A 24,411-nucleotide genomic window follows, 5' to 3' on the forward strand; every position below is an offset into this window, starting at 1 on the left:
ACATTACAAAATCGCTTTTTTCTCATCAAATAATTTTAAAACTATCTTAACTCATCTTCCAACGGTATCACTGCTTCATCCAACATATGTCTCCACGCTCGTTTCATCGCTTGTGGATACTTAAATGGTTTCATTTCTGGATGGATCGACTTATATCCTTCATAATTTTTACTTTCAATGACTGGGCCCATATTAGGAATTGGGTCCATCCCAATCATATATTGCATGGCTGAGGATTGAAGCTCTTCTTCCGACACAAACCATTCTTTGGCAAATACATGAATGAGTTGATTACGCTCTTGAGTGAAATAGTGACGTTTCAGACTGAAAATATCTTCATGTTCTGCTACTTGTTGTTGATCAATAGCTGCTAAGATCGAACGGTACACTTCTTTGACTTGCTCTGTTTTATTTAGTTTTTGTAACGCTTTTTCAAGTTCTTCCCGTACATCGGAATTATTCGCGGCATAGGTGCCTAATAATTGGTCAATGTAAGCAGAATCAATGTCATATAACTTCACTGAGGCATCACTATAAAAAGTAATTCCCGAAAAATCTTCATCGGTAACTTCTGAATCTTCTTCACTCTTCATCAAGGAGCCTTTAACTGTTTCATAGGTTCCTACCTGTTCCTCTAGAATCGATACTTGTTCTTTCAGTGCAGGTGATTGTTCCATATCGTTGTTATAATCGTCATAGGTCACCAATGCTTCATAGGCATGACTAAACTCTTGGAACGCTTTAACATAATCCACACGCGTTTCAATCGGTGTATGTTCATCAATCGTTTCTGTTGTTTCCGTGATTTCTTTTAGAATACGAAACGCCTTCTTGAATCGTTTCTTCGATTCTTCATATGTTGGATAAATCAACCCAGATTCTTCTTGTGCTTCTGAATAAAGCTTTGTTGCCTTACTAACGTTTTCTTCCATCGTTGCTGGTTTTCTAAAGGTCACAATTAATCCTTTGGTTTTCTCTGGATAGGTCCGATTGGTTCGTGAAAAAGCTTGGATCAATCCTGCATATTCCAAATTACGGTCCACAAATAACGTTTGAATTGTTGGTGCATCAAATCCCGTCAATAAACGATCCACAACAATGACTAAATCTACTTGACGACCAAATTCTTTAAACTCCGCTTTCTTTCGCGCTAAACGATTGTTGATATCACCGTTATAACGTTCAATATCTTGCAGGGACCAAGCAGTACCGTAATACGCATTATAGTCCTGAATAATTGCCGTCATTTCTTCTTGCTCTTGTTGTGACGTATCACTGTTTTCTTCTAAAGAGTAGGTGATCGCAATACGTGGAAAGTCAGGATCATCCATTGTTCTTCCTTCACGTATCGGCTGATTTGAAAACGTTTCTTGCATCCATTCCTTATTTCGAGTCATTGCTTTAATTGCATGATAGTATCTCTTTGCCATGGCGATTGAGCTAGTTGTTAAAATCGCTGCTTTCGTGGGACGACCATTGCGGAAATCAAACTTTGTATAGGCGTTATCCGGACGAAATATCTTATGAATGACTTTTTGGATATGTTCATGTTGTGCATAGATTTCTTTTGATAAACTAGCTTCCTTTTGAACGTCAGTCATCGCATCGACTTCTTCGTTCAACTGCTCTGGTGTATATGAGGCATAGCTTGGGTCATTCATTAACTGACGATACAATTGGTTATCTATTGAGGTTGGTTCAATTGTTGTTTCATGTTCTACTTGGAAGCCTAAAACTGCTCCATCTTCTAGCGCATTTTTAATCGTGTAAGTATGTAGGCAATCACCATATTGGTCATAGGTTGTTCGTGCCAGTTGCCCTTTCGCTTGTTTTTTATTTTCTTCAAAAATAGGTGTCCCTGTAAAACCAAACCACGTGGTATTTTGAAAGAATTTCTTGGTTTCTTCCATATTTTCTGCACTTAACGCACGATGGCATTCATCGACGATAAACACAATGTGTTGCCCCATTAATTTTTCAAAGCGGTTCGTTCCTTTTTGGGCTTCTTGTTTTCGTGCATACTTCAACGCTGCATCTAATTTTTGACGTGTGGTTACAATAATCACGTTGGAATTGGCATCCGATAACAGTGTATCACTTAATTCTTTGGCACTTCCTGTACCAACAATCAAGCTATTGGCTTTTCCGTCTCCCGATGAAATTCCTGTGTTAAATTCAGAAGCAAACTTGGTAAACTCACTCGTTGTTTGATTGTCTAAGTCTTTTCGATCAACCAGCATAATGGTGCGATCAATCCCTGATTTTCGTGCTAAGAGTTTGGTTGCGACAAAACTCGTCAATGTTTTGCCTGAACCTGTCGCATGCCAAACGTAACCTGATTGATGTTTATTAGCTGCTGTAAATAAGGCTTCAATGGCATGGACTTGGTAAGGATGTAATACCATTAACGCTTTATTGTCTTGATCTTCACTAACGATCGTATAACTGGCAATCAAACGATGGGCATCAGGAATATTCAAGACTTGTTTACAAAATTCGTACAATTGATCGACTTTCTTATTGTCTTTGGTTCTCCAACTAAATAAGAACTTCTTGTGCATATCTTTTGGTAAGGCATTGGCAAAATAACGCGTGGTTTGTTCATTGGACACTACAAATAATTGAAGTGTTGAAAAGATATTATTCCGAAACAAGCCTTCTTCCGCATACTTTTTAATTTGGTTGAACGCTTGGTAAACGCCATCTTTAGCGGTTACTTGTTTCAATTCAATTTGTACAATCGGTAAGCCATTGATCAATAAGGTCACGTCAAAGCGACGATCTCGACGGTCAATACTTTCTCGTTGTTTCGCTACTTGATGAACGACTTCATAGGTGGAAATCCCCCCACCTATATCTTGATTGGAGTAAAGAATCAATGACAATCTACCTAACGAGGCATCTTCCCGCTCAATTGATAAGCGTGCAATGCCATTCTCACCTTTTAACCACTTTGCCGCATCAAATGGGGTTTGTGTTTTCAATAAAAGTTCGGTTTTGATTGACTCAAATTCTTTTTCTGTTAGTGGGAGATCGCCTAATTCAGACAAGTTATTTTGCGTGATTTTTTCCTTTAAATTTTGCCAAAGAGCTTCTTCTGATTTAATCTCTGGCCGATACGTCCATTGATTGTGTCCTTCTCCTAGAACCTCAATCAATCGTTGTTCAATTTCTGCTTCATCCCGATGTATGGTGTTCATTCAACCCGTTCCTCCTACACAAACATTTTTTGTAAAAATCCTTTTTTTGTTTCTTTTAGTAGATCTAGTTCCTTTTGATTCAGTGCGATGGTGTCGTCTAGTTGTTTGAAGAATGAGCCAATTTTTTGTTGTTCTTCTTTTGAAGGCAAGGATACATCAACTAAATTCATTTTTGCCATTGTTAAAGCTTTTTGATTTGATCCTGCTGCACTGTTAATCAATCTATCTTTACCTATTCCGTCATTCAAATATGTAAAAATATAATCGGTCTCAGCTTCTAAATCACTAATTCGAATTAAATTTCCATCTTTATAGTAAAACTTCCTATTATCAACTTTCCAAATATTTCCTAATGTTCCAACTGCTGTTATCAATAAATCATTTTCTTTTGGAACACCATATTTTTCTTTAATTTGTTGATACAACTTTCGAGATATAAATAATTCCTGAGTACCAACAATACCACCCGAGCTTATTTCACTACCTCTGTAAAATGGTATTCCATTTTCAACATAGTCGCTTAGATGAATTCGTTTACTCGAGCTTAAATTAGAAATTTCTCCCAACTTGCGCTCTTTCCAATCATCAGTAAATCCCGCAAATCTTACCTCTGGGGTGTTTGCTCCTGCTTTTGGAAACATCTTTTGTAAGAAGGCTTTTTTCTGTTCTTTTAGTAACTCTAGCTTACGCTGATGAAGAGCGATAGTGTTGTCTAGTTGGTGAAAAAAAGAACCAATAGCTTGTTGTTCTACAATATCTTTTGGAAACGTAATATTCAATTTTCGCTGTTCTGTAATTCCAATATAAGACCGAGTTGATTGCGTCGCAATTTCTTTCATTTCTTTTTGAAAATTTTGTGAACAAAATGCAATTGATAAAAAATTACGGGATAACTTAGAATAATTTAAAATCCTATAATATGTTACTTGTGGGGTTAATACTGCATATTTTGTAACTAAATCATTTAAAATTCCTACCTCACCTATAGTTGCTTTGTGAGTTATCAAAACATCCCCATTTTTTGCAAATCCTTTATCCAATTTTTCAGCTCTAGCTTCTGATATAAATGTACAGTTCATTATATCAACAACATTATTTTTGATATCCTTAGCCATTAGAAATGGTATGCCATTCCTCGTATAGTCACTAACTTTTGGATGTTTTTCACCATGATTACCATCCATTGGAGGTTCAATTATTGACTCATCTAAAAACCATTGGACCTTACGCTGTTCCCAATCATCAGTATATCCCACAAATCGTACTTCTGGCTGTTTTCTACTCTCCATAGTCAAACACCTCTAAAGCCCCCTTAAGCCAGGCTTCATTTTCTTGACTGGTTTGCAACGAAGCAATGGTTTCATACAGTTCTTTTTCTAGCGCTTTTTTCTCTGTCTGGATGGTTTTCATTTCTTTACCAATGGCTACCATATCAATCGGTGCTTCCTCTTCAAACGTATCCACATACCGTGGGATATTCAGGTTATAGTCATTCTCTTTGATTTGTTCAAAACTAGCCAAATGAGCGTATTTCTCCACATCTTTTCGTTCTTTATAAGTAGCTACGATTTGATCAATGTTTTCTTTGGATAACTTGTTTTGATTCTTGCCTTTAATAAAACCTTTACTGGCATCAATAAATAAGACATCACGATTTGTTCGATTCTTTTTCAAGATAATCACCGTTGTTGGAATAGATGTCCCGAAAAATAGGTTTGCTGGCATACCGATGACTGCGTAAATACTGCCGTCTTCTAATAATTTCTGACGAATCACACCTTCAGCCGCTCCTCTAAAGAGTACACCATGAGGTAACACAATCGCCATCGTTCCTGTTTCTTTTAAATGATAATAACCGTGCAAAAGAAAGGCAAAATCCGCTTTGGATTTAGGTGCCAGTTTTCCATAGCGATTAAAACGAGAATCATCTAGGAATGTGTTATCTGCTGACCATTTGGCTGAATAGGGTGGATTCATCACGACAGAATCAAAGGTATAGGGTTCATTCGTTGGCCAATCCTTATTCAATGTATCGCCATTTCGTAAATTCATATCTTCCGCTTCTACCCCATGTAAGATCAAATTCATTTTGGCTAAATTATATGTCGTCGTATTCAATTCTTGTCCATGGTATTTCACTGAATCAGGATAATTTAGATAATTCCGTACATTTAACATCAATGATCCTGAACCCATGGTTGGATCGAATACACTAAAAAGCTTCTTGTCTTCTTGGTTGATTGCGACAATTTGAGCCATCATATCAGAGACCATATGTGGTGTATAGAACTCTCCTGCTTTTTTCCCCGCTTCCGAGGCAAACTCACTGATTAGATACTCATACGCATCACCAATAACATCCCCTTCATGCCCTAAAACATCAATCGCATCTAATTTTTTCAAGACTTCGGTGACCGTCACATTGCGTTGTTGATCATCTGATCCTAGTTTTTTTGACTGTAAATCCACATCATCGAATAAACCATTAAACTGTTCATAGTTCGTGGATAAGTGAATAAATGCGGTATTCAGTTCGTTTAATTGGAAGATATTTTGTTTTGCTCGTGTCGCTAGTACGTGGAAAAGGTATTTCGGTTCAATTTCATAACCTAACGTATCGACTACAGTTGCCAGTAAGTCACCTTTAACGTCTGGATCAGACACTAATTCTTCATACAGTTTCGTTTGTTTTTCTTGGGTATTGTATTCTTCTAGCGATTCATCGGCTAATTCCACCACTTGAACCAATAGTTTGTCAGATAAGTATTTATAGAAAATCAATCCTAATAAATAATTTTTATATTCAGACGCATCCATTTTACTGCGTAAGTTATCTGCGGCACTAAATAATTGATGATTTAATTCTGCTCCCATTTTTACACTCTCCTACTACTTGTCATGTCTCTATTTTATCATCAAACAGAAAAAAAAGGGAAAAGAATCAAAGAGTGTGTTACACCGCACGTTTTAACTACTGCTATTTTTTCATTGCTCCTCTTCTTCTATCAAATCTACAATGTTTCTCCCTATTTTACCTATCTAAAATAGCTTAATGGTATAAAAATAACCTTATGAACTTCCCTCATAAGGCTTCATCACTTACTATCGGTTATATAGCCTTCTGCTTTCATAGATAAATAGTTTCCACCACTCCCAATAATCAGATGATCCTGTAAGTTGATTTGAAGTAATCGACAGGCTTTTTCTAACTTCGCAGTATATTCAATATCCGCTAGTGAAGCGGTCACACTCCCTGAAGGATGATTATGCCCAACGCAAATAGACACACTATTTGACAACAGTGCCATCTTTAAGATATCTCTAGGGAAAACGAGCGACTGATTGATGGTTCCTATATGAACAACTTGAATAGCCGTTGGTTCATTTTTTACGTTTAAACCAGCGACTATCAAATGTTCTCGATCTTTTGTTTCAATAAACGGAGCGAATAACTCGTATACTGCTTGTGGACTAGTACAGGTTCTAGCGGCATAAAAAGTTGAGGCTTCTTTCACCAGTTCGAGACTGACAATAGCTACACGCTTTCTTGGTTGGTTTGTTTTCATGTTTTTCTCCTTTATGATTGTTGTAGTTGGTTCTTAGAAAAATGCAGTTAATAATCTTCTGATAATAACATGGTTTGATGACTACGATCATCTATCACCCATAACTTTTTAATTTGGAAATCAGGCATCTTTCCCTTTATGGTGTAGGTTTGATAATCAATGAAAAATGGTTCTTCTTGTCGATGAATCACTTCAATTGCTTGGCGTTGATTATCTGGATTGAATTCAAAGATTTGTAAGTAGTCTAATTCTGTTTCTGCTTCCCTTCTTTTTTGTCGATCAATTGCCAGCAATAGAGTTGGATTTCTTTTGGTACTTGTTCATTCACTCCCTTCGTGATGTAACGATTTTCTTTGTTATCAAACATTTTATTCCCTCCTTAAAACACAAAAATAGACCAACCACCGATTAAGATGATTGATCTTCATAGATATAATATATACTTATTTTTGAGCTAGATACATCAGTTTACTCAAGATACAAAACAGAACCAGCTTCTTTCATTGGTTGTTATACTTTTCATAAATAACGTATATAATTGCCATAATCACGGCAAATGGAATAGTTAGCATTAGTCCAGCAATCCCCCATATAAAACAAGCCAACGGATAGGCACCTAATCCATTTTCGCTTGAATCTAGATTAGGAAAAATACTAAAAAGAAATAAAAAAATGGCAGGTATGATTATGAGTATCACTATATTAATAGCAAATAATACTTGACTTACAAGAAAAATTTTTTTCATTTGTTGACCCTTTATAGTTTGTTCTAGAGCACTTGTCGCAGGAGTAATGAAATTTCGGGAAAATACCTATTAAAAAGAATCTAACGTTTGTTTTTGTTCCTCAAATACTTGCGTTACCTTCTTACTAAATTGACCTTTCACTGATTCTCGAAAGGAGCTTCCAGTTGAATTAATCATCGAAGATGCTTCACTCATCCCTTTTTCTCCTTTTGTTTTGACTGATTCTTTATCCGTGTTCATTTGGGCACTTGCACTTTTTCCCAGTCCACGTAGCGCTATTTTTTGACTTTCTTTTCGGAACGCTTTTTCTCGTGCTTTTTGTTCCCGTTCTTTTGCTTCTTTTGACACCCCTTTAGCCCTCCTGTTGGATTAATTTTTGACGTTTCTTTCGATAATCAGATTCCGCTTCGTCTTGTTGCTGAATCAAGTTTTTTCGTTCTTGGGTTAATTCTTCCAAGTAATTCGCTTCATTGCGTTGTAATTCTCGTTGTATATCCATTAACGAATCCATAGAACGCTCTCTTTTCCCCACTACTTGCCGTACTTGATACAACAATTCTTGCGTATAATCTTCTCCATTTCGGAGATATTCTTTTACTCTATCTTCTTGCTCCTCCAACTCCACTCTAGTTTTCTGATAATTTCGGAATAATTCTTCTTCTGCATCTACAGTCATTTTTATTTCTCCTCTATGAAACAAGCCCTTTTAATTGGTTCGCTAGTTCTTTGTCTCTTTGAACAAGCTCATTGATTTTACTTCGTATTTCTTTCGCTAATTGTTGGAATTTTTCAGCCATTTTTTTGGCTTTATTTATCTTTTCTTTATACTCATTCACGGGTTCTGTCACAATACTTTGTTCTGTACAACCACCTTCTGCTAAGGCAGATTTGATTTCTCCTTCAGATAAATCAGTCCCAATCGATCGAGCATCCGTTAACGTTTCTGTCCATAATTTTTCTGCGCTTTGTATGCCTGTTTGATACACGATCACAACTGATAACATCGCGGTTTCAAATTCTGAGGAAGCATGGCTCACAACTGCTAAAGCTTGACTATCATCTAAATAAATTTGTTCCCCCGCAGACAAACCGCCACCACTTGAAGTAAATTTCTTCCTTAATTGTTCTAAGTTCTTTACTTGATCACGCATAATCAACATATTATAGGCATGTTTTGCTTGTTGGAATTGTACTAACGATTCTTTCGTTACTTGTAGGTTTCCGTTCTTAAACTGATACCCACCCCACATATGTTGGTCAATCATTCCTGTTTTCTTTGAATCAATGAAAATAAGCATTCCTACATGTGACAATTTAATGTTCCAATCTGTATGTCTATATCCAATGGGAACAATATCTTTTTCATCTACGAAATTAAAGATACGGTCTTTTAACTGAGCTACTCGCTTTCGTTGCTTTTCTGTCATCATACAGTAAGCATTCGGTCCTTGATAAAGAAAGGCACCATTCACTCGGTTTAACTTATCTTTTGAATCCAATGCTCCTAAAGCATATTGGGCATTTGAAGAAGCTTGAGAATGACCATACACATCAAAACGAGCATTTGAATACTTTTCCATCGCATTATTCAGCGTTTCAGCAGAAGATTTCATTTGTTTGGTCGGATCAAATATGGTATTCGGTTTCTTATAGCTTTTCTCGATATTATTTAAGATTTGCTTATTATTATCCCACCAATCCCGCTTCACTTCTCCAGCTTGACTCCCTATTTCCTCTGGACTTGTAGAGCCTTGATACAGCACAGTTACGTTATTCACTTCAGATGGTTTTTGTATTTTGGGATTGCCGTCAGTGATAATAAAAGCCTGTTCCCCTGTTTTTTTATCATTTACTACTTGTGATACATAGCCTATTGATGTTTTCCCTTTATTAATTGTTACTTCATCATTAACCTTCCAATTTTTATATTCTTGTTCTGCAATGAGTTTACGTTCTTCATCTGTAAAATTAGTCATATTCTACTCCTTTAACTAACTCTGATAAATTTTCTGACAATCCAATACCGCCAACCTCCACAATATTTGAATGATTATTTAAATCAAATTTAGCAACAAGCTTATCATCTTTATTAATAATCACATCAAACATAATAGCCCCCATAGGATTATGTTCAATACTTTCATAATCTATTTCGTACGATCTAATTACTCCTTCTGGTGTTAAAGCTTTTGAATCTAAGTTCTTTAACCCTATTTCTATTTCCTTTTTTGCTTGACCACTCTTTACTACATTCACCATTTCACCATTAAATCGTTTGTTATCCATATACACTTTTCCTCCGATACCTAGAATAATAACTAAAACTATTCCTACTACTATTACTATAAATTTTCTTTTAGTCATCCTTTACACCTCATCATTAATAAGTAAACTATAACATACTTGCAAAATGAATACATTCGTTACTTAAAAAGCTAGTAGACATAATCCCGATTAACTACAGTAGCGTCTGTAGCCCCCCCTATTAAATACAAGCTTTTACTTGATAAATTTAGCTGAAAAGCGTCTGTCAGACGCTCAGTAAAGTTCCTTGACAAGTTGTGAATCGTTTTTTTGTTTCTAATACTGAAGAACTCCTTCGTTTAGTTTACTCTCTTATTATTTTCCAATAAGTGTAGTTTAACAAAATAAAGAGTAAGAATACAGACCATTTAGTAAAAAGTAATTTCTCATGAGAAATAAAACAGCGTATGACTATAAAACTAACATTATTTACAATTTGAGTGAAAAGACTATAAATAATGTGGTATGCTAATAATGGTTGATGGTTTTTTTATCCGAATATAGGTTACAGATCAGCTTGAATAAAGATCGGAATATCTTTGCTTTCTGAAAGAATCGAGTGAACTTCTCGCTCAATACTTTTCGCAAAATTCTGCTCTCCGAGCTTCGTTAATAAGTGGATATAGTCGTAAATATTTTCTTTATAACAATCGTCACCAGTAATTAAATAGCTTGTTAAATTATCCAAGTACTGAATGACTAACTTGTAGTCAAACGTAAGATTGCCTTCTTTTGTAGCGGCTAATCTTAAATAATAACGACTTTCTTCATATTCTTTTTTACGTAGTAAAGTTGTGATTAAATTGTTTATCATGTTTTTAATAAATTCTGTTGTCTCCACATTTCTGACTTCAATATCTTTAACAGGCAACACTTTTTTAGCTAGGTGATTGATTTGCTTATTGTTAAATAGAAATATTGTATTGGATAATACAGCGTAATCATACTGAAAAAAATACTCTTTTTCCATTAGAAGTTCATAGATTTGATTTAACTCTTCTTGGCTTACAGGAGAAATTTCTTTCCAAAAATTGGAGAACAGTGTTTTTATCCCGATAAAATTTGCCATTTCCCTAAGATGCATGTCCTTAGAAAATGTTAATTGGTTGTAGTAGTTAAGTAGCTCTCGTTTACTTGAGTTATCAGTTGGATCATTACCACACTGTTTAAACAGCCTGCGATACTTTTTTTGTTCCATGCTATCTTCTAAATATTCTGAAAATTCGTCTAGTGGAATAGAGAAACGTTCTAAAATATCTGTTAACTCAGAAAATCTTAGAATCTTTTTTCCTGTTTCAATTTTGGAATAGACGGAAGTATCAGTATGTGTAAGAATATCTTTTTGCTTTAAATTTTTATTTTTTCTAAAAAAATAAAGTGCTTCTTCTACATTCATTATAATTCCACTCCCCTTTTGTATAAGTATAGCATATTATTATATATAAATTGTTTGAAATATTCTGTTTTTGAAAGGAGGGATCGCTATGATTACAGTTGCTGCTGCAGTTACTATTTCAGTTTTCATTTGGGTTAATATTTAATTAAACTGCAATTTTATGAAATAACTGTTTAGTTATTTTACTAGACACCCCTTGTATCTTTTTTAATGCAAGGGGTGTTTAAATAATTAAGCGCAATATAGCTTTTTACTATGCTAATCAAGTAATTGGGGAATCAAAAATGCGGCTACTTATTGGTGGGTCCTTATGTTTGGTTGGAGCTAAACACCTCGATCAAATACCAGCAATATAATTGAATATCTCTTCATACCTATCCATTCACTCCTATCGTTATTAGCATCAAAACATAATCGTCCCAATTTGAACACAAATTAGACCAACCATCACTTAAGATGATTGATCTTCTTAGAAATAATATATATTTACATTGCCCAGTTAATAACAACTAAACTTGTTTAACACAAAGTGTTTCTCATTTTTCTTATTTCAATTCATTCTTCTGTCCTTCTTTGCTAAGTCTATCCATGTCCAAATAAATGAGTATCCATTCACTAATAAAAATAAACTATCCACAATAATATAAATGGGATCTGTTTTAATATATATACTCCAGCTCATCGTCAACGTTAAAAATAATAATAAAAAAGTAACTAACCAAATTATGGTCAACACAATAGCGCCTATTCTCTTTATCATTAAACTTACTCTTGTGCTTAGCCATACTTTTCTTAAAAGAAGTACCGCAATAAATAAAATTATAAAAGGAAATAAATTCATCATTAATGTGACTAGAATCACTAGATTATCCAAAAGTAAGAATACTACCATTAAAATACTCAATAAAATCAGTGGCATCAATGCTATAAATAGTGGCTTGTCACGATGATACAGATTATTTTGTTTCCAATGATTTATTTTTTTAGTTATCGTCTCTATTATTGAAGAGCATGCAACAGTCCATGTTGATTCTTCTACTTTATATTTTTGGTAACTATTGCTATATTTTGCAGAAATACTAACTAGCCCATACAATCCGATAATGAGTAAACTTATCCCACCTACAATTTTTAATGGTAAGCTTCCATTGCGATACGAAACGCCACCTTCATCGCCATAAATTTTTACATCCTGATCAACCAAAAGAATTATCGCCCACATAAAAGTGAACGATCCAACAAAATTACAATAAAACTTCTTCAAACGATTTCGACTGCTAGACTTAAACCTTATAAATGGAGTAACACAGAGTCCGATAGGAGCAAGATAAACAAATAATAATAATCCAGCCGTTAGTATGACAAACCAAAAATACGCTCCTGAAAATAAATAGTATTGAACTACTTGCCATGTACCAATAATTGCTAACACAACCAAACAAAAGAAACTTATTAACTTATACCTAACCGATAATTCTTGTCCAATTCTAGATGCAAAATTTTTCATTGGTTCATTAATAGAATACATCCGATATAAACAGGCAAACACTAAAGAATATACCAAGTATGGTACACACATATATGCAAAAATCAAAAAGAATGGGGCCATAATTTCTCCTACTCTATTATTTTTCTTCTTCTAAAAAATTGACTCTGACCGTTATTTTACCAGAATCGTGGTATCAATTGTGTAAGGTAAAGCTTGCTCTCTTAAATTTGCTATAATATCATTCATTTTCACTGTATCTCCTACCAGTATACTTTCTACTACCGACAAGTTTCCTTTAGTCATTTTTTCCATATCATAACTGATTAATAGAGAATATTCTTCCTTATCTATTAATTTTAAGACGAGTACATTTTTATCTAAAATAGCTAATTCTTTATCAGCACTCAATAAAAATATTATTTAATCTCCTAGTTGACATAACTGCCATTAAGAAAATGGCAGTCAATATTCTTATCAAAAATAATTTAATAACTTTATTTTTTTTGCAATTCAAATGTGCTGTCTATAAAAGTCAGCAATGATTGCTTACCATTATATAGTTGAGAAAATATATCTATTTCTTTTAAATTACTAGTCACAGAAGCATTCACATCGTTATCTACAGTCAACCGGCCATAACAAATTTTAGATTCTTGTACATAAACACCTGTTCCATCAGGAAAAATCCAATATTTATAAAGTGTTAAATAAGTACTAGGAATTTCATTCTCATTATTATCAAACATACTATGGTTTATACTAGAATTAATAATTATTCCTGTTTGTGCTTGACCTACATTGGTCAGAGGTAAAACCTCATAAAAAGCCCCTTTTTCTTTCATTACTTGTACATTCAAATTATCTAAGAGATTATCAGATATATAAACACTAATATAACTATCCGTTTGATATGCTGTATCTGTATAATAAGTTGTTTTCTTAGTTTCCTGATCATAATCATCTAGATATTTCGTTATTTGAAATTTATAAGTAGCAAGAGAATCAACACTTGCTACATGAAATTTATCCATCGACTCTTCTTTCGCTTTTATTGATAAACTATTAAAAGAACCTTTATCTATAGTGTAATTATTATTTTTTATTTTTAATATATAACCATTTCCAAAATCAATATTTCCATTTATCATTTTAGAGCTATAACTTTTTACGTTATCATAATTCGGTTTATGTTCCAGTTTTAAGCCTTTTTCCTTCAAAACTAACGTGTCCGTATAATCAAGGGACTCATTCAATTCCTCCATATTTCTATTGTAGGTCTCGATAGATGAGTTAAAATTTGTTACCATATCATGTAATTGTTTAGGGAAAATCAATACCGTTAATAATAACACACTACTAATCAATAATAATCCTATAATAAATAAGCTTTTATATTTTCTATTTATAAAGAACGAGACCTTTGGCTTTTCAAATAATTCATCGAATTTCTTAGAAAATAAATTCTCTTTACTCATTTTATAAACTCCTCAAGTACATTATTATCTTCTCCAATTTGTTCTTTTAATTTATTAAAATCTGTCTCTATATTTTGACAAGTTAATAATAGAAGTTCTTCACTGTTATGTTCGTCTAAATTTACTTTATCCATTACTGTGTATAAAGTAGGTAAATTTCTATATAAAAATAAATCATAATATAATAGGTCTTTAGGAAATTCCATTAAGTATTCAAAAATTTTTTTCGATTCAGCTACTGCTTTGGCTACCTTCCTTTGACTGTTATCATTTTTAACTAATTGAATTCTACTTTCAATACTATTAATGTAATCCCTCGTTGCTCTCATCTCTGATACAAATAACTTTAACTCCGAATCACTAAGAGCATTTTCTTTCACAAAAATTTTGATTTTTTCTTTTTGCATTTTTTTTAACTTTCTCATTTTTACTATTTGAGTTACAGACAAAAGTAATAGAATTACAAGTGTCACTATTGTAAAATAAAAATAATACATGATTTCTCCTTTAAACATTTTAATAGAGCCTACTAACGAATCTAAAAGTGGCTTACTCATTGAATCATTTTCTATTTTTAGAATAATTCTTCTTTATACTACCTAATTATAATTTTCAAAAATAATCCAACACATTATCTTTAGATACAAGAAAAACTTTTATACCTAATTGTTTAAGCGGTGTTTGTATCTCATTAATTTGTTTCTTATGCGTAGCATTATTAGGCAAAGCAATAGCAGAAATAGTATCTTTACATTCTTGGTTTAAAACTTTTAGTGCGGCAACTACTGCTTTTCCAATATGATTTTTTACTTGATTATCATTAAATGGCTTACCATACCTAGCAGAATCTTTCATTGAAGAAGTTGCCCCTTTAGCTTCAATACAGATTTTGTTTCCATTTTTAAATGCCTCAATGTCAATTCCTGTTTGTGTTGTAGTTGCGTATCTTTCTATTGTGTACCCTTGACTATTTAAATAGCTCATCATAATTTCAACTACTTCATTTTCGGTCAATAATTCATTCATTTACCTTAACCTGTTCCCTTCCCAACCTATATCTATCAACTTAAAAGAGTATTTGATCAGTATTATCTTTCCAAAAATATCATCACTTATGATACGGTTCCCCTCGCATTATCCGAAATCCGCGATAAATCTGCTCCACCAAAACCAGCCGCATCAACTGATGTGGATAAGTCAATTTTCCAAACGACATCTGCTGCTGGCTACGCTTCAACACTTCATCACTCAATCCCAACGAACCACCAATTACAAAAGCCAATTGACTTTTGCCGTTAATTCCAAGTTGTTCGATTTCCTTAGAAAATTCTTCACTACTAAACTGTTTACCATTGATTGCCAAAACAAAAACATGATCTTGATCCCCAATTTTAGCTAAAATCCGTTCGCCTTCTTTGCCTTTGACCTGAAGCATCTCCGCTTCGCTTAAATTTTCTGGTGCTTTTTCATCTGCGACTTCAATTATTTCAACTTTTGCATAGCTTTTCAGGCGTTTTAAATACTCATTGATTCCTTGGACCAAATATTTCTCTTTCAACTTACCCACAGTAATAATTTTTATTTTCACTACTTTCACATCTCTTCCTTTTACATTTTTCTACTTGTTAACAATTTTATCATGAATGTTTTGAGTCTTCCACATACTTTCCCACAAAGTTATACACATATGCACAGACTTATCCACAGTTCCATGTCGGATTATCCTTTATTTCATAGTATTTTGAGATACAAACACATATTCCCATTTATTTATCCACATTATCCACATTTTGTGGATAACTTTTTCACAAGGGTTTTCCTCTGTTTTTCAAAAGTTTTTCACATTTTATTGTGTATAAGTTTTTCTTAAAATGATTTTTTCATTATTTATATCTGTTTTTCTCCCCAACTTGTTCATAAAAAATTCAAAGCTCTTGGGTAGACTAAAGGTGTCTTGAAAGACTATACTAAATATAATAAATAATGATAATTAAATAGGAGGTTGCTTGTATGCAAAAAAAAGATGTTACACCTAATTCAGATAAAAAGCAAAATGGGCTATTCAAAAAATTTGGAATTGGTTTAGTTGGAGGTTTACTCGGAGGGGCACTCGCTTTTGGTGGTGCTTATGTTATCACAGGTCAAACCCCATCCTCATCTAATTCATCCACAACTACAAACTCAGTAAAAGACAACAAAGGTGATACGAAAGTAACAAACGTTAATTTAGACGTGACAAGTGATGTTACTAAAGCCGTTGATAAAGTGAAAGATTCTGTTGTTTCGGTCATCAACTTACAAAGCCCTAGTCAAAGTACAGCTGATGGAGGTTTTGGTAGTATTTTTGGTGGAAATGACGGCAGTGAATCTGATAATTCTAAAGCTGATGGCAGTGATCTACAAGCTGCCAGCGAAGGTAGCGGTGTAATTTATAAAAAAGATGGTAAAACTGCTTATGTTGTCACCAATAATCACGTAGTAGACCAAGCAAAAGGTTTAGAAGTTGTTTTACACGATGGCACGAAAGTTCAAGGTGAACTCGTTGGTACCGATTCTTATACCGACCTTGCTGTAATCAAGATTTCTTCTGATAAAGTTGATTCAATTGCCGAATTTGGTAACTCAGATAAATTAAAAATCGGTGAACCAGCATTAGCTATCGGTTCTCCATTAGGTTCAGCTTATGCTAACTCAGTAACACAAGGGATCATTTCTTCATTAAACAGAAATATCCAAAATGAAAATAACGGTCAAGCGATCAATATCAATGCGATTCAAACAGATGCAGCGATCAACCCAGGGAATTCTGGTGGTCCTTTAGTCAATATTGAAGGTCAAGTAATTGGAATCAATTCTGTTAAAATCGTACAATCTGAAAGCCAAGTAAGTGTTGAAGGAATGGGCTTTGCGATTCCAAGTAATGATGTTGTGAATATTATCAACCAATTGGAAAAAGAGGGTAAAGTAACTCGTCCAGCGCTTGGAATTTCAATGGAAGAATTAACGAATGTCTCAACACAACAAAGAAAAGAAATCTTGAAATTACCTGAAACTGTCCAAGTGGGCGTACTAGTTCGTTCAGTTCAAACAGCAACTCCAGCGGATAAAGCAGGCCTTGAAAGATATGATGTCATCACTAAAATCGATGGCAAAGATATCAGCTCTGTTACTGACTTACAAAGTACTCTTTACAAGAAAAAAGTTGGTGATAAAATGAAAATCACATTCTATCGTGATGGCAAAGAACAAAGTGTGGATGTTGATTTAACCATCGACCAATCAGCACTTAAACAAAATTCATCTAATTCAAACAATTCTCAAAATCCATAAATGGAGCAAATAAAAAACTAGGTTTTACTTTCCTCTGCTAGTCGGAAAGTGAAAAACCTAGTTTTTTTGCTCTAAAGGCACAACTTTATATAAGCAATATGTTCACTATTATTATAAAATAAAGATACATAAAACTTTAGAAAGAGGGACTTACCATGGCTCATAAATTACGTGAAGAATGGGATACATTATTTGGCAAAAAACATGATTTAGAAGAACTAAAAAAAGCAAAACACGATGAGAATGGAAACTTTATTACAGATGACGGTCTAAATACTGACGTTCTAGGACACGGTTCTGTAGATGCGTTAAATGCAATGATGTATGCTGATTGGAATACCTTTTTAAATAACAGCACACTATTCAGCGCTTTAGAAGAGGAAACACAAAACAAAGTCCGTTCAAATGGACCAAGTTTTGCTGAATATAATGGTGATTGATCATGCAAGTAAGCCACGGCTGAATAAACAGCGGGAGCAGAAGCAACTACCACGCTCTGCTTCGATCAAATCAAATTCTAGGTGCTAAAGCACCATGTTTTGAAGGCTTCGGAAATACGCTGAGATTGTTGTAAAACACAGTGAATATAATGAACTGATGTTGCCACAATACTCACTCGGTCACAAAAATTTGAGCACCAATTAGGTACCGATTATCATCAGTTCACAAGCTCACTGTGATGCTTGGCAATTTTCGTGAATTCCCTCTGATTGCTGTAAAACACAACGAAATATGAGTTGATGTTGCACAGTACCTACTTGGTTCTTGGAGTTAGACACTTTGTCCCAACTTCGACTTTACATTTTATTTATTTCCCAACAGGAAATGCTTCACCAATCACTGCATCAAAAGGCAATTCTAAGATCCCTTTTTTCGCTGGTGCATCTGGCAAACGCAATTCACCTGCAGAACAAATCATACCAAAACTTTCTACACCTCGTAAAACACCTGGCCAAATCATCATACCATCTGGCATCATAGCACCAGGTTTTGCGACAACGACTTTTTGTCCTGCTTTGATATTCGGCGCACCGCAAACGATTTGTAATACTTCACCATTATCCACTTCTGTTTGGGTGATCGATAAATGATCAGAATCTGGATGTTTTTTGCATGATTTTACGAAACCGATGACGATTTTCGGTTCATGATCTTCAACTAATGTCTCCGAAAAGCCAACTTTGGCAAGTTCTTCATTTACTTTTGTCAATTGTTTTTCAGTCAATACTACTTGCCCATTGCCCTCAATGTCGCCTAAAATCGTTGATGCCTCAAAAATATTCCAAGCAACGACTTGTCCGTCTTCTGCAACACTCACTTGAGCTATATTCCCTTTACGTTCTACTCGGTTTTCTTGTCCTTTATCGTCAGAGACCATGACCATTAAAACATCGCCGACATGTTCCTTATTATAAGCAAAAATCATTTTTTACCTCACTCCATTTTTATCATTTTTCAAAATACTAATTTTTAAGACTCTCTATCACTTGTCCTATCTTAACAAAAAAACAGATCAAGTGCATAACATTTTTTCCTATCAGTATTTGCCCCAGAAAAAATAGGTAAAACAAAACGGTTACGCCTTGCTTCACCTATTTTACACTAAACTGATTTACTTTTTCTTTGTTTCAGGATGAACAATCAAAACATCACACGGTGCATGACGAATGATATAACTGCTAACACTCCCCATCATTAAACGCTCAACTGCATTTAATCCAGATTGCCCCACCATGATCAAATCAACCTCATATTTCTTTGGTAAATCCTGACACATTACTTCTTTTGCAGTACCATAAGTCAGCACAGTTTCTACTTGATTAAAATCAACACTTTTTGCATACTCTTTGCAATCAGCTAATATCTCTTTAGCACCTTCTGTTTCTTGATCTAATAAACCATCGTTTAAAGAGGAGTAGCCCATCATCGTATAGACTTTATTTTCTATAACGTGAGCCACGATCACACGACCATTGTTTCTTTTAGCTACTTCAATTGCTTGTTGATAGGCTAAATCCCCTTGATCACTACCATCTACACCAACTAAAATATTCTTATATGTTTGTGTTAACATAGTATCCATCTCCCGATTGTTTTATTTTATCTCTTGAATCGGCTAATTATTGTCAATTAAAACGTTAACTGATACTTTTTAAAAAGGCTGTGATTTCTTCTTTTGTTTTTCGATCCTTATTAACTAAACGACCTAACTCTTTCCCTTGATCTGTCACAACAAAACTTGGAATACCGAAAATCGTCCATTCAGAAGCAAGATCCATAAACTTATCTCGATCTACTTCAATAAAACGAAACTCTGGGAATGTTGCTTCAATTTCTGGCATCACTGGCTTAATAAAACGGCAGTCACCACACCAGTCTGCAGTGAAAAAGAAGACACTTTTTCCTTCCGAGACATAGCCTGCAAGTTCTTCATAAGATGTTGGTATAATCATAAGCTGTCCTCTACTTTCCGTAAATGATCGTATTAACTGTTGTTTTATCTAATCCTTTTAAGACTTGGATCAACATTTCACGGGCTGCTTCAAAGTCTCTGATATTAAACATTGTTTGGTGTGTATGGATATAACGTCCGCAAACACCGATCACTGTACTTGGTACACCGTTATTTGTTGTATGTGCAGCACCTGCATCTGTTCCACCTTTGGAAACAAAATATTGGTATGGAATGTTATGAGTTGCAGCTGTATCTAATAAATATTCCCGTACACGAGGCAATGTAATCATACCTGGATCATAAATACGTAATAATGTTCCTTCACCTAGGTGACCATAAGTACCTTTTTTCGTTTGGATATCATCTGCCGCAGAACAATCTACTGCAAAGAATAAATCTGGATTAAATTTATGAACAGAAGGTTTCGAACCACGTAAACCAACTTCTTCTTGAACGTTAGCTCCAGCAATCAGTGTGTGACCTAATTGCTCATTTTGCAAAGCTTCTAAGGCCTCTAACACTAATGTACAACCATAACGGTTATCCCATGATTTACTGATGATGTTTTTGCCATTAGCTGTTTTGATTGTTTCAGTTTGAGGTACGATCGAATCACCTGGGCGAACACCAAAACTTTCCGCTTCTTCTTTTGATTCAAAACCAGCATCGAATAACACATCTGTCACTTCTAATTGTTTTTGACCACCTGTGCCACGTAATAAGTGTGGCGGAACAGATGAAGAAATACACGGATAATTGCCTTTACTTGTTTTTAAAGTGAAACGTTGTGCTGATACGACATATGGATTCCAGCCACCTAAAGGAACAACTTGGAATAAGCCATTATCTTTGATTTGTGTCAACATAAAACCAACTTCATCCATATGAGCTGCTACCATAACACGTGGTGCATCTTGTTCTTTCGCTCTTTTTAGACCAAAAACCCCACCTAAACCATCATATTGAATCTCGTCTACTAATGGTGCCATATTTTTTTTCATATAAGCACGAATATCATCTTCAAATCCGCTTGTACCTTGTAGTTCTGTTAGTTCTTTGATGCGTTGAAATGTTTTTTCTTCCATCGTTGTATTATCTGCCAGTTCTCCTGCTTCGGATCACTCGTTCTTTTTTGCAAAAAAATAACAAGATTTTTAAACAAAAATGGCAGATACTCCTTTCATATGATTTCACTTTCATTATAACGCAAATTTTTTCAATTGCCCACGTTTTTTGTTTTTCGGTATTTTCATACAATGTGTTAGAATGTAGTTAAAGCTGATGAATTTTAGCAAACTTTTGAAAATACACGGAGGTTATTCCCCATGAATGAAGAAAATGAATTAAGCTATTTTAAAGGCGGCTTAGCACTTGGTGTAAGTCTCGGAATCATAAGCGGTATTGCTTCTACACTATGGTATCAAAAAAAACGCACACTAGATGCTGATTTGGTTTTAGAAAACGTTAAGGACGCTTTTTTAAAGGAAGGTCCAATCGAAGGATCTTGGATCGAGTTTGAGAAAAAACCATTACGGAAATTTGCAGTTCATTCAAAGACCTATAATGGTGGAATTTCACGTTTAGAAGATGGCATTATGGTCCAGTATGAATTTACTGCTGATGCTTTTACAGGAACTGTGATCGATGTAAAACGAATCAAAGATTAAACAAAAGAGAACGGTGGAAACTACAGCATACTTATGTGGTTTCTACCGTTCTTTTTTATCACTATCTAGACTATTCTATCCGCTCTGTTACTTATAAAAAAAGAAGATAGTGCACCGCAACATACCTGCCGCAATACAAAACCTCCTCTTTAATAAAACTTCACTTAATTTACTTATTCCGCTTGAAACCTTGCTTCAACACGATAAATTGGCTGTCCTTTAGCAGAAAATTTTTCTTCATATTCCGTCATAACGTTACCTTCATAATCACTAGCATGCAGATCCAACCACACTTGTTCCAAAATCATACCATATTTTGAAAAACTACTTAACGAGTATTCAAATAAGCCTCGGTTGTCTGTTTTAAAATGAATTTCGCCATTTGGTTTAAGAATTTTTTCATCCGTTGCTAAAAAAGTTTTAAACGTCAATCGACGTTTCTCATGTCTCGTTTTCGGCCACGGATCAGAAAAATTCAAATAAATTTGATCCACTTCATTTTCCGCAAAATATTGTGTCAATTCTTCTCCGTTGACATGTAATAATTGTAAGTTAGGTAATTCTTCTTCCAACGCTTTTTCTAATGCGATCGAAAGAACGCTTAATTGCATATCAATCCCAATATAATTGATTTTCGGATTAGCTTTCGCCATTCCTACTACAAACTGTCCCTTACCAGAACCGATTTCGATATGAATGGGGTGAGTATTCCCAAAACGTTCAGCCCAACGTCCTTGCCACTTTTCTGGCTCGTCAACGACTAATTCAGGATGACTAGCTAAAAGTTCAGCCGCTCCTGGTCTTTTTCTCATTCGCATGTTTAGTGTTTCCTTTCTTTAATAACAAATTTTAAAAAGGGTAGGGAAGCTGAGACAAAAGCGTTTAGCTCCGAGGAATAAGAGGGAGTCGCTTTTTCTCACCGTTTATTTCGGATTTAGAGCGTGAGACAAAACTGACCTTTAGTTTTGTCCCACGCTCGCTACCCTCTATTATTTAAGTAAACAGGAAGAGCACAATACTCAACCTCTTTAATACCCAAAAGCTTGTTTCAGCTTCAAAATTTCTGCATTCATTTCTCTCTTTTCTCCTGATTGATAGTGCCGGAGAATCTCTTGTAAGAAATTGAATAAAGCATACCACTTGATTCGTGTCAAGGCTTCTTCACTAGGACGCATACCGTATGATAATAACCACTTATTCCAACTTCCTCGTGGAACATAATGGCCCAGCAACATCCCAAGGTCTAAGGCCGGGTCGGCAATCATTACAGAATCCCAGTCAACTAAATACAGATAATTATTCGATACGATCCAATTGCGATGATTTACATCGCCATGAACGACCATATAATTATGAATAGAATAATTTGGTATATTTTCTTGTAGGTAGTGATACACCCTAGCAAGATATGAATTATTTTGAAGTTCTTTAGGCAATTTCTCATCATATCCTTGAAGCATCATCGCAGGTGTTTGAATCTGACCGCCGATTTTTTCCAGCATGCTTTTCAGCATATGCGAATGGTGTAAATGATAAAGGACATCCACAACGTCATTTCTTTGCCCGATTTCTTGGGCTTTCAGTACTTGACCATCAAGCCATTCTTGTGCTGTTAAAATATCGCCTGTCACTGTTCGTTTCGTCCAAACTAGCTTAGGGGCAATTCCTTCTTTAGACAGTGCAGCCAAAAGAGGAGAAGTATTTCGTTTAATAAATACTCTTTCAGTCGCACGTATACCCATGAAAGTTTGGCCAGTTGCGCCTTTTATTGGCTGCAAGCGCCATTCTTTATCCAACTGAAATGCCATGGAAATTATCTCCTATCCTAACAACTTCTAATAATTATTTACAGTAAGTATCATTTTAGCTTCCATAGCGTTTAACGTCAAGCATCTCTCTTGTTCTTTTAACATTCAAACTAATTTTCTGACACTTTACACGCTGCATCGACACTGGCAATATAAGCATTCAGTAACTGTTTAGTAATTTTCCCTGGTTTTCCAGTTCCTACGATATGATCATTTATTTTTACAACTGGGACAATCTCCGTTAACGAACCTGAGACAAAACACTCGTCTGCCGTAAATAATTCTTCTTCATAAGCCGCTTCTTCTTTAACTGGAATTCCCAATTCTTTTGCCAATTCTATAATTTTCATTTTAGTAATGCCTGGTAAAATCAAGTTGCCATCTGGATGAGTATAAACAGTGCCGTCTTTGACTAGCCAAAAGTTAGCCGCTGAGGCCTCTGTTACTTTGTCATCACGGACAAGTACTGCATCATCAAACCCTTGACGACGTGCTTCATCTAATGATAATACATTACCCATTAAACTCAATGACTTGATATCGCAATGTAACCAGCGTGTATCAGGAACTACAGCCACTGTAATCCCTTCTTCCATTTTTTTCACAGGACGCTCATACGATCTAATATTAGCTGTTAAGACCCCTTTGACTTTTTCTGGATCTGGCAATGCATGATTTCTTGGTGAATCAATGCCACGGGTTACTTGAAAATAAAGTTTTCCTTCTTTGATTCCTTCGATTTCAACTAATTTTTTTAAATTGTCTGTCAATGCTTCTTTTGTAAACGGTAAGTGCATTCTGATTTTCTCAGCACCGCTCCATAAACGATTTAAATGTTCTTCCACCATATACAAGTGACCATTGTACACTCGAACCACTTCATACAGACCATCGCCATACTGATAGCCGCGATCTTCGATATCGATTTTTACTTCTTCGCGTTCAACAATTTGATCATTCCATAAAATATGCATG

The 24,411-nt window shown here is 34.8% G+C and carries 28 protein-coding genes; 3 read left to right on the forward strand and 25 right to left on the reverse strand.

Annotated features, from left to right (window positions below; translation table 11 throughout):
- Positions 1–41: 41 nt before the first annotated feature.
- From IGJ02_RS14855 to rlmH, 18 genes are all read right to left on the reverse strand, one after another.
- Positions 42–3,200: a type I restriction endonuclease subunit R gene (locus tag IGJ02_RS14855; RefSeq protein WP_430602544.1), complete on the reverse strand. Its 3,159-nt coding sequence runs from the start codon at positions 3,198–3,200 to the stop codon at positions 42–44.
- 14 nt (positions 3,201–3,214) lie between these two features.
- Entirely contained in the window at positions 3,215–4,489 is a 1,275-nt protein-coding gene (locus IGJ02_RS14860) for a restriction endonuclease subunit S (protein ID WP_430602545.1), read from the reverse strand.
- Complete coding sequence (locus tag IGJ02_RS14865; RefSeq protein WP_430602547.1) at positions 4,479–6,074, reverse strand: type I restriction-modification system subunit M; 1,596 nt, start codon at positions 6,072–6,074, stop codon at positions 4,479–4,481. Before IGJ02_RS14865 ends, IGJ02_RS14860 begins: the two co-directional genes overlap by 11 nt.
- Before the next feature lie 221 nt (positions 6,075–6,295).
- On the reverse strand, positions 6,296–6,766 hold the full coding sequence (locus IGJ02_RS14870; protein WP_430602549.1) for a JAB domain-containing protein: 471 nt from the start codon (positions 6,764–6,766) through the stop codon (positions 6,296–6,298).
- 47 nt (positions 6,767–6,813) lie between these two features.
- On the reverse strand, positions 6,814–7,059 hold the full coding sequence (locus IGJ02_RS14875; protein ID WP_430602550.1) for a DUF960 family protein: 246 nt from the start codon (positions 7,057–7,059) through the stop codon (positions 6,814–6,816).
- Positions 7,011–7,133 (reverse strand): DUF960 family protein, encoded by a 123-nt coding sequence (locus IGJ02_RS14880; RefSeq protein WP_430602551.1) that lies wholly within the window; start codon positions 7,131–7,133, stop codon positions 7,011–7,013. Before IGJ02_RS14880 ends, IGJ02_RS14875 begins: the two co-directional genes overlap by 49 nt.
- Positions 7,134–7,266: 133 nt before the next feature.
- Positions 7,267–7,512: a hypothetical protein gene (locus IGJ02_RS14885; RefSeq protein ID WP_086277165.1), complete on the reverse strand. Its 246-nt coding sequence runs from the start codon at positions 7,510–7,512 to the stop codon at positions 7,267–7,269.
- A 69-nt stretch (positions 7,513–7,581) separates the two neighbouring features.
- Complete coding sequence (locus IGJ02_RS14890) at positions 7,582–7,860, reverse strand: hypothetical protein (protein ID WP_430602552.1); 279 nt, start codon at positions 7,858–7,860, stop codon at positions 7,582–7,584.
- A 4-nt stretch (positions 7,861–7,864) separates the two neighbouring features.
- A complete protein-coding gene (locus IGJ02_RS14895) occupies positions 7,865–8,188 on the reverse strand; it encodes a hypothetical protein (RefSeq protein WP_430602553.1) in 324 nt (107 codons plus the stop codon).
- A gap of 13 nt (positions 8,189–8,201) precedes the next feature.
- Positions 8,202–9,488 carry a hypothetical protein gene (locus tag IGJ02_RS14900; protein WP_430602554.1) on the reverse strand — a complete coding sequence of 429 codons (1,287 nt, stop codon included), beginning with the start codon at positions 9,486–9,488 and terminating at the stop codon, positions 8,202–8,204.
- Positions 9,481–9,876, reverse strand: coding sequence for a DUF1310 family protein (locus tag IGJ02_RS14905; protein WP_430602555.1), 396 nt, complete (start codon positions 9,874–9,876; stop codon positions 9,481–9,483). The genes IGJ02_RS14900 and IGJ02_RS14905 overlap by 8 nt, the downstream gene beginning before the upstream one ends.
- Positions 9,877–10,321: 445 nt before the next feature.
- The gene (locus tag IGJ02_RS14910) at positions 10,322–11,212 is read right to left on the reverse strand and encodes a hypothetical protein (protein ID WP_430602556.1); all 891 of its coding nucleotides are present in this window, start codon (positions 11,210–11,212) and stop codon (positions 10,322–10,324) included.
- A gap of 550 nt (positions 11,213–11,762) precedes the next feature.
- Positions 11,763–12,719 carry a hypothetical protein gene (locus IGJ02_RS14915; protein ID WP_430602557.1) on the reverse strand — a complete coding sequence of 319 codons (957 nt, stop codon included), beginning with the start codon at positions 12,717–12,719 and terminating at the stop codon, positions 11,763–11,765.
- A gap of 153 nt (positions 12,720–12,872) precedes the next feature.
- Entirely contained in the window at positions 12,873–13,109 is a 237-nt protein-coding gene (locus IGJ02_RS14920) for a hypothetical protein (RefSeq protein WP_086277183.1), read from the reverse strand.
- A gap of 86 nt (positions 13,110–13,195) precedes the next feature.
- Positions 13,196–14,176: a hypothetical protein gene (locus tag IGJ02_RS14925; RefSeq protein ID WP_430602559.1), complete on the reverse strand. Its 981-nt coding sequence runs from the start codon at positions 14,174–14,176 to the stop codon at positions 13,196–13,198.
- Positions 14,173–14,733, reverse strand: coding sequence for a 5-bromo-4-chloroindolyl phosphate hydrolysis family protein (locus tag IGJ02_RS14930; protein ID WP_086353022.1), 561 nt, complete (start codon positions 14,731–14,733; stop codon positions 14,173–14,175). Before IGJ02_RS14930 ends, IGJ02_RS14925 begins: the two co-directional genes overlap by 4 nt.
- Positions 14,734–14,788: 55 nt before the next feature.
- The gene (locus tag IGJ02_RS14935) at positions 14,789–15,202 is read right to left on the reverse strand and encodes a hypothetical protein (RefSeq protein ID WP_111247141.1); all 414 of its coding nucleotides are present in this window, start codon (positions 15,200–15,202) and stop codon (positions 14,789–14,791) included.
- Between the two features lie 82 nt (positions 15,203–15,284).
- Positions 15,285–15,764, reverse strand: coding sequence for a 23S rRNA (pseudouridine(1915)-N(3))-methyltransferase RlmH (gene rlmH / locus IGJ02_RS14940; protein WP_430604124.1), 480 nt, complete (start codon positions 15,762–15,764; stop codon positions 15,285–15,287).
- A 422-nt stretch (positions 15,765–16,186) separates the two neighbouring features.
- Between rlmH and IGJ02_RS14945 the strand changes: the two genes are divergently transcribed.
- Both IGJ02_RS14945 and IGJ02_RS14950 read left to right on the forward strand, forming a co-directional pair.
- Positions 16,187–17,506 (forward strand): S1C family serine protease, encoded by a 1,320-nt coding sequence (locus IGJ02_RS14945; RefSeq protein WP_010762405.1) that lies wholly within the window; start codon positions 16,187–16,189, stop codon positions 17,504–17,506.
- A gap of 155 nt (positions 17,507–17,661) precedes the next feature.
- Positions 17,662–17,946 carry a hypothetical protein gene (locus IGJ02_RS14950; protein ID WP_430602560.1) on the forward strand — a complete coding sequence of 95 codons (285 nt, stop codon included), beginning with the start codon at positions 17,662–17,664 and terminating at the stop codon, positions 17,944–17,946.
- 368 nt (positions 17,947–18,314) lie between these two features.
- On the opposite strand, the gene ytpR is transcribed toward IGJ02_RS14950, so the two are convergent.
- From ytpR to pepA, 4 genes are all read right to left on the reverse strand, one after another.
- Positions 18,315–18,932 carry a YtpR family tRNA-binding protein gene (gene ytpR / locus IGJ02_RS14955; RefSeq protein WP_430602562.1) on the reverse strand — a complete coding sequence of 206 codons (618 nt, stop codon included), beginning with the start codon at positions 18,930–18,932 and terminating at the stop codon, positions 18,315–18,317.
- A gap of 186 nt (positions 18,933–19,118) precedes the next feature.
- Positions 19,119–19,580, reverse strand: a complete 462-nt coding sequence (locus tag IGJ02_RS14960; RefSeq protein ID WP_430602563.1) for a universal stress protein — start codon at positions 19,578–19,580, stop codon at positions 19,119–19,121.
- Positions 19,581–19,644: 64 nt separating this feature from the next.
- Positions 19,645–19,959, reverse strand: a complete 315-nt coding sequence (locus IGJ02_RS14965) for a thioredoxin family protein (protein ID WP_010762401.1) — start codon at positions 19,957–19,959, stop codon at positions 19,645–19,647.
- A gap of 10 nt (positions 19,960–19,969) precedes the next feature.
- Positions 19,970–21,046, reverse strand: a complete 1,077-nt coding sequence (gene pepA / locus IGJ02_RS14970) for a glutamyl aminopeptidase (RefSeq protein WP_430602565.1) — start codon at positions 21,044–21,046, stop codon at positions 19,970–19,972.
- Between the two features lie 240 nt (positions 21,047–21,286).
- On the opposite strand from pepA, the gene IGJ02_RS14975 reads away from it, so the two are divergent.
- Entirely contained in the window at positions 21,287–21,628 is a 342-nt protein-coding gene (locus IGJ02_RS14975) for a PepSY domain-containing protein (protein ID WP_010762399.1), read from the forward strand.
- Positions 21,629–21,801: 173 nt separating this feature from the next.
- On the opposite strand, the gene trmB is transcribed toward IGJ02_RS14975, so the two are convergent.
- The 3 genes from trmB to dat all read right to left on the reverse strand — a co-directional run bounded on the left by trmB (position 21,802) and on the right by dat (position 24,410).
- A complete protein-coding gene (gene trmB, locus IGJ02_RS14980) occupies positions 21,802–22,446 on the reverse strand; it encodes a tRNA (guanosine(46)-N7)-methyltransferase TrmB (protein WP_010762398.1) in 645 nt (214 codons plus the stop codon).
- Positions 22,447–22,656: 210 nt separating this feature from the next.
- Positions 22,657–23,436: a phosphotransferase family protein gene (locus IGJ02_RS14985; protein WP_430602568.1), complete on the reverse strand. Its 780-nt coding sequence runs from the start codon at positions 23,434–23,436 to the stop codon at positions 22,657–22,659.
- 110 nt (positions 23,437–23,546) lie between these two features.
- Positions 23,547–24,410, reverse strand: coding sequence for a D-amino-acid transaminase (dat, locus tag IGJ02_RS14990; protein ID WP_430602569.1), 864 nt, complete (start codon positions 24,408–24,410; stop codon positions 23,547–23,549).
- Between the last annotated feature and the right edge of the window lies 1 nt (position 24,411).

It is taken from the genome of Enterococcus sp. DIV0724b (assembly GCF_050531475.1).
GTDB classification, from domain to species: domain Bacteria; phylum Bacillota; class Bacilli; order Lactobacillales; family Enterococcaceae; genus Enterococcus_L; species Enterococcus_L haemoperoxidus.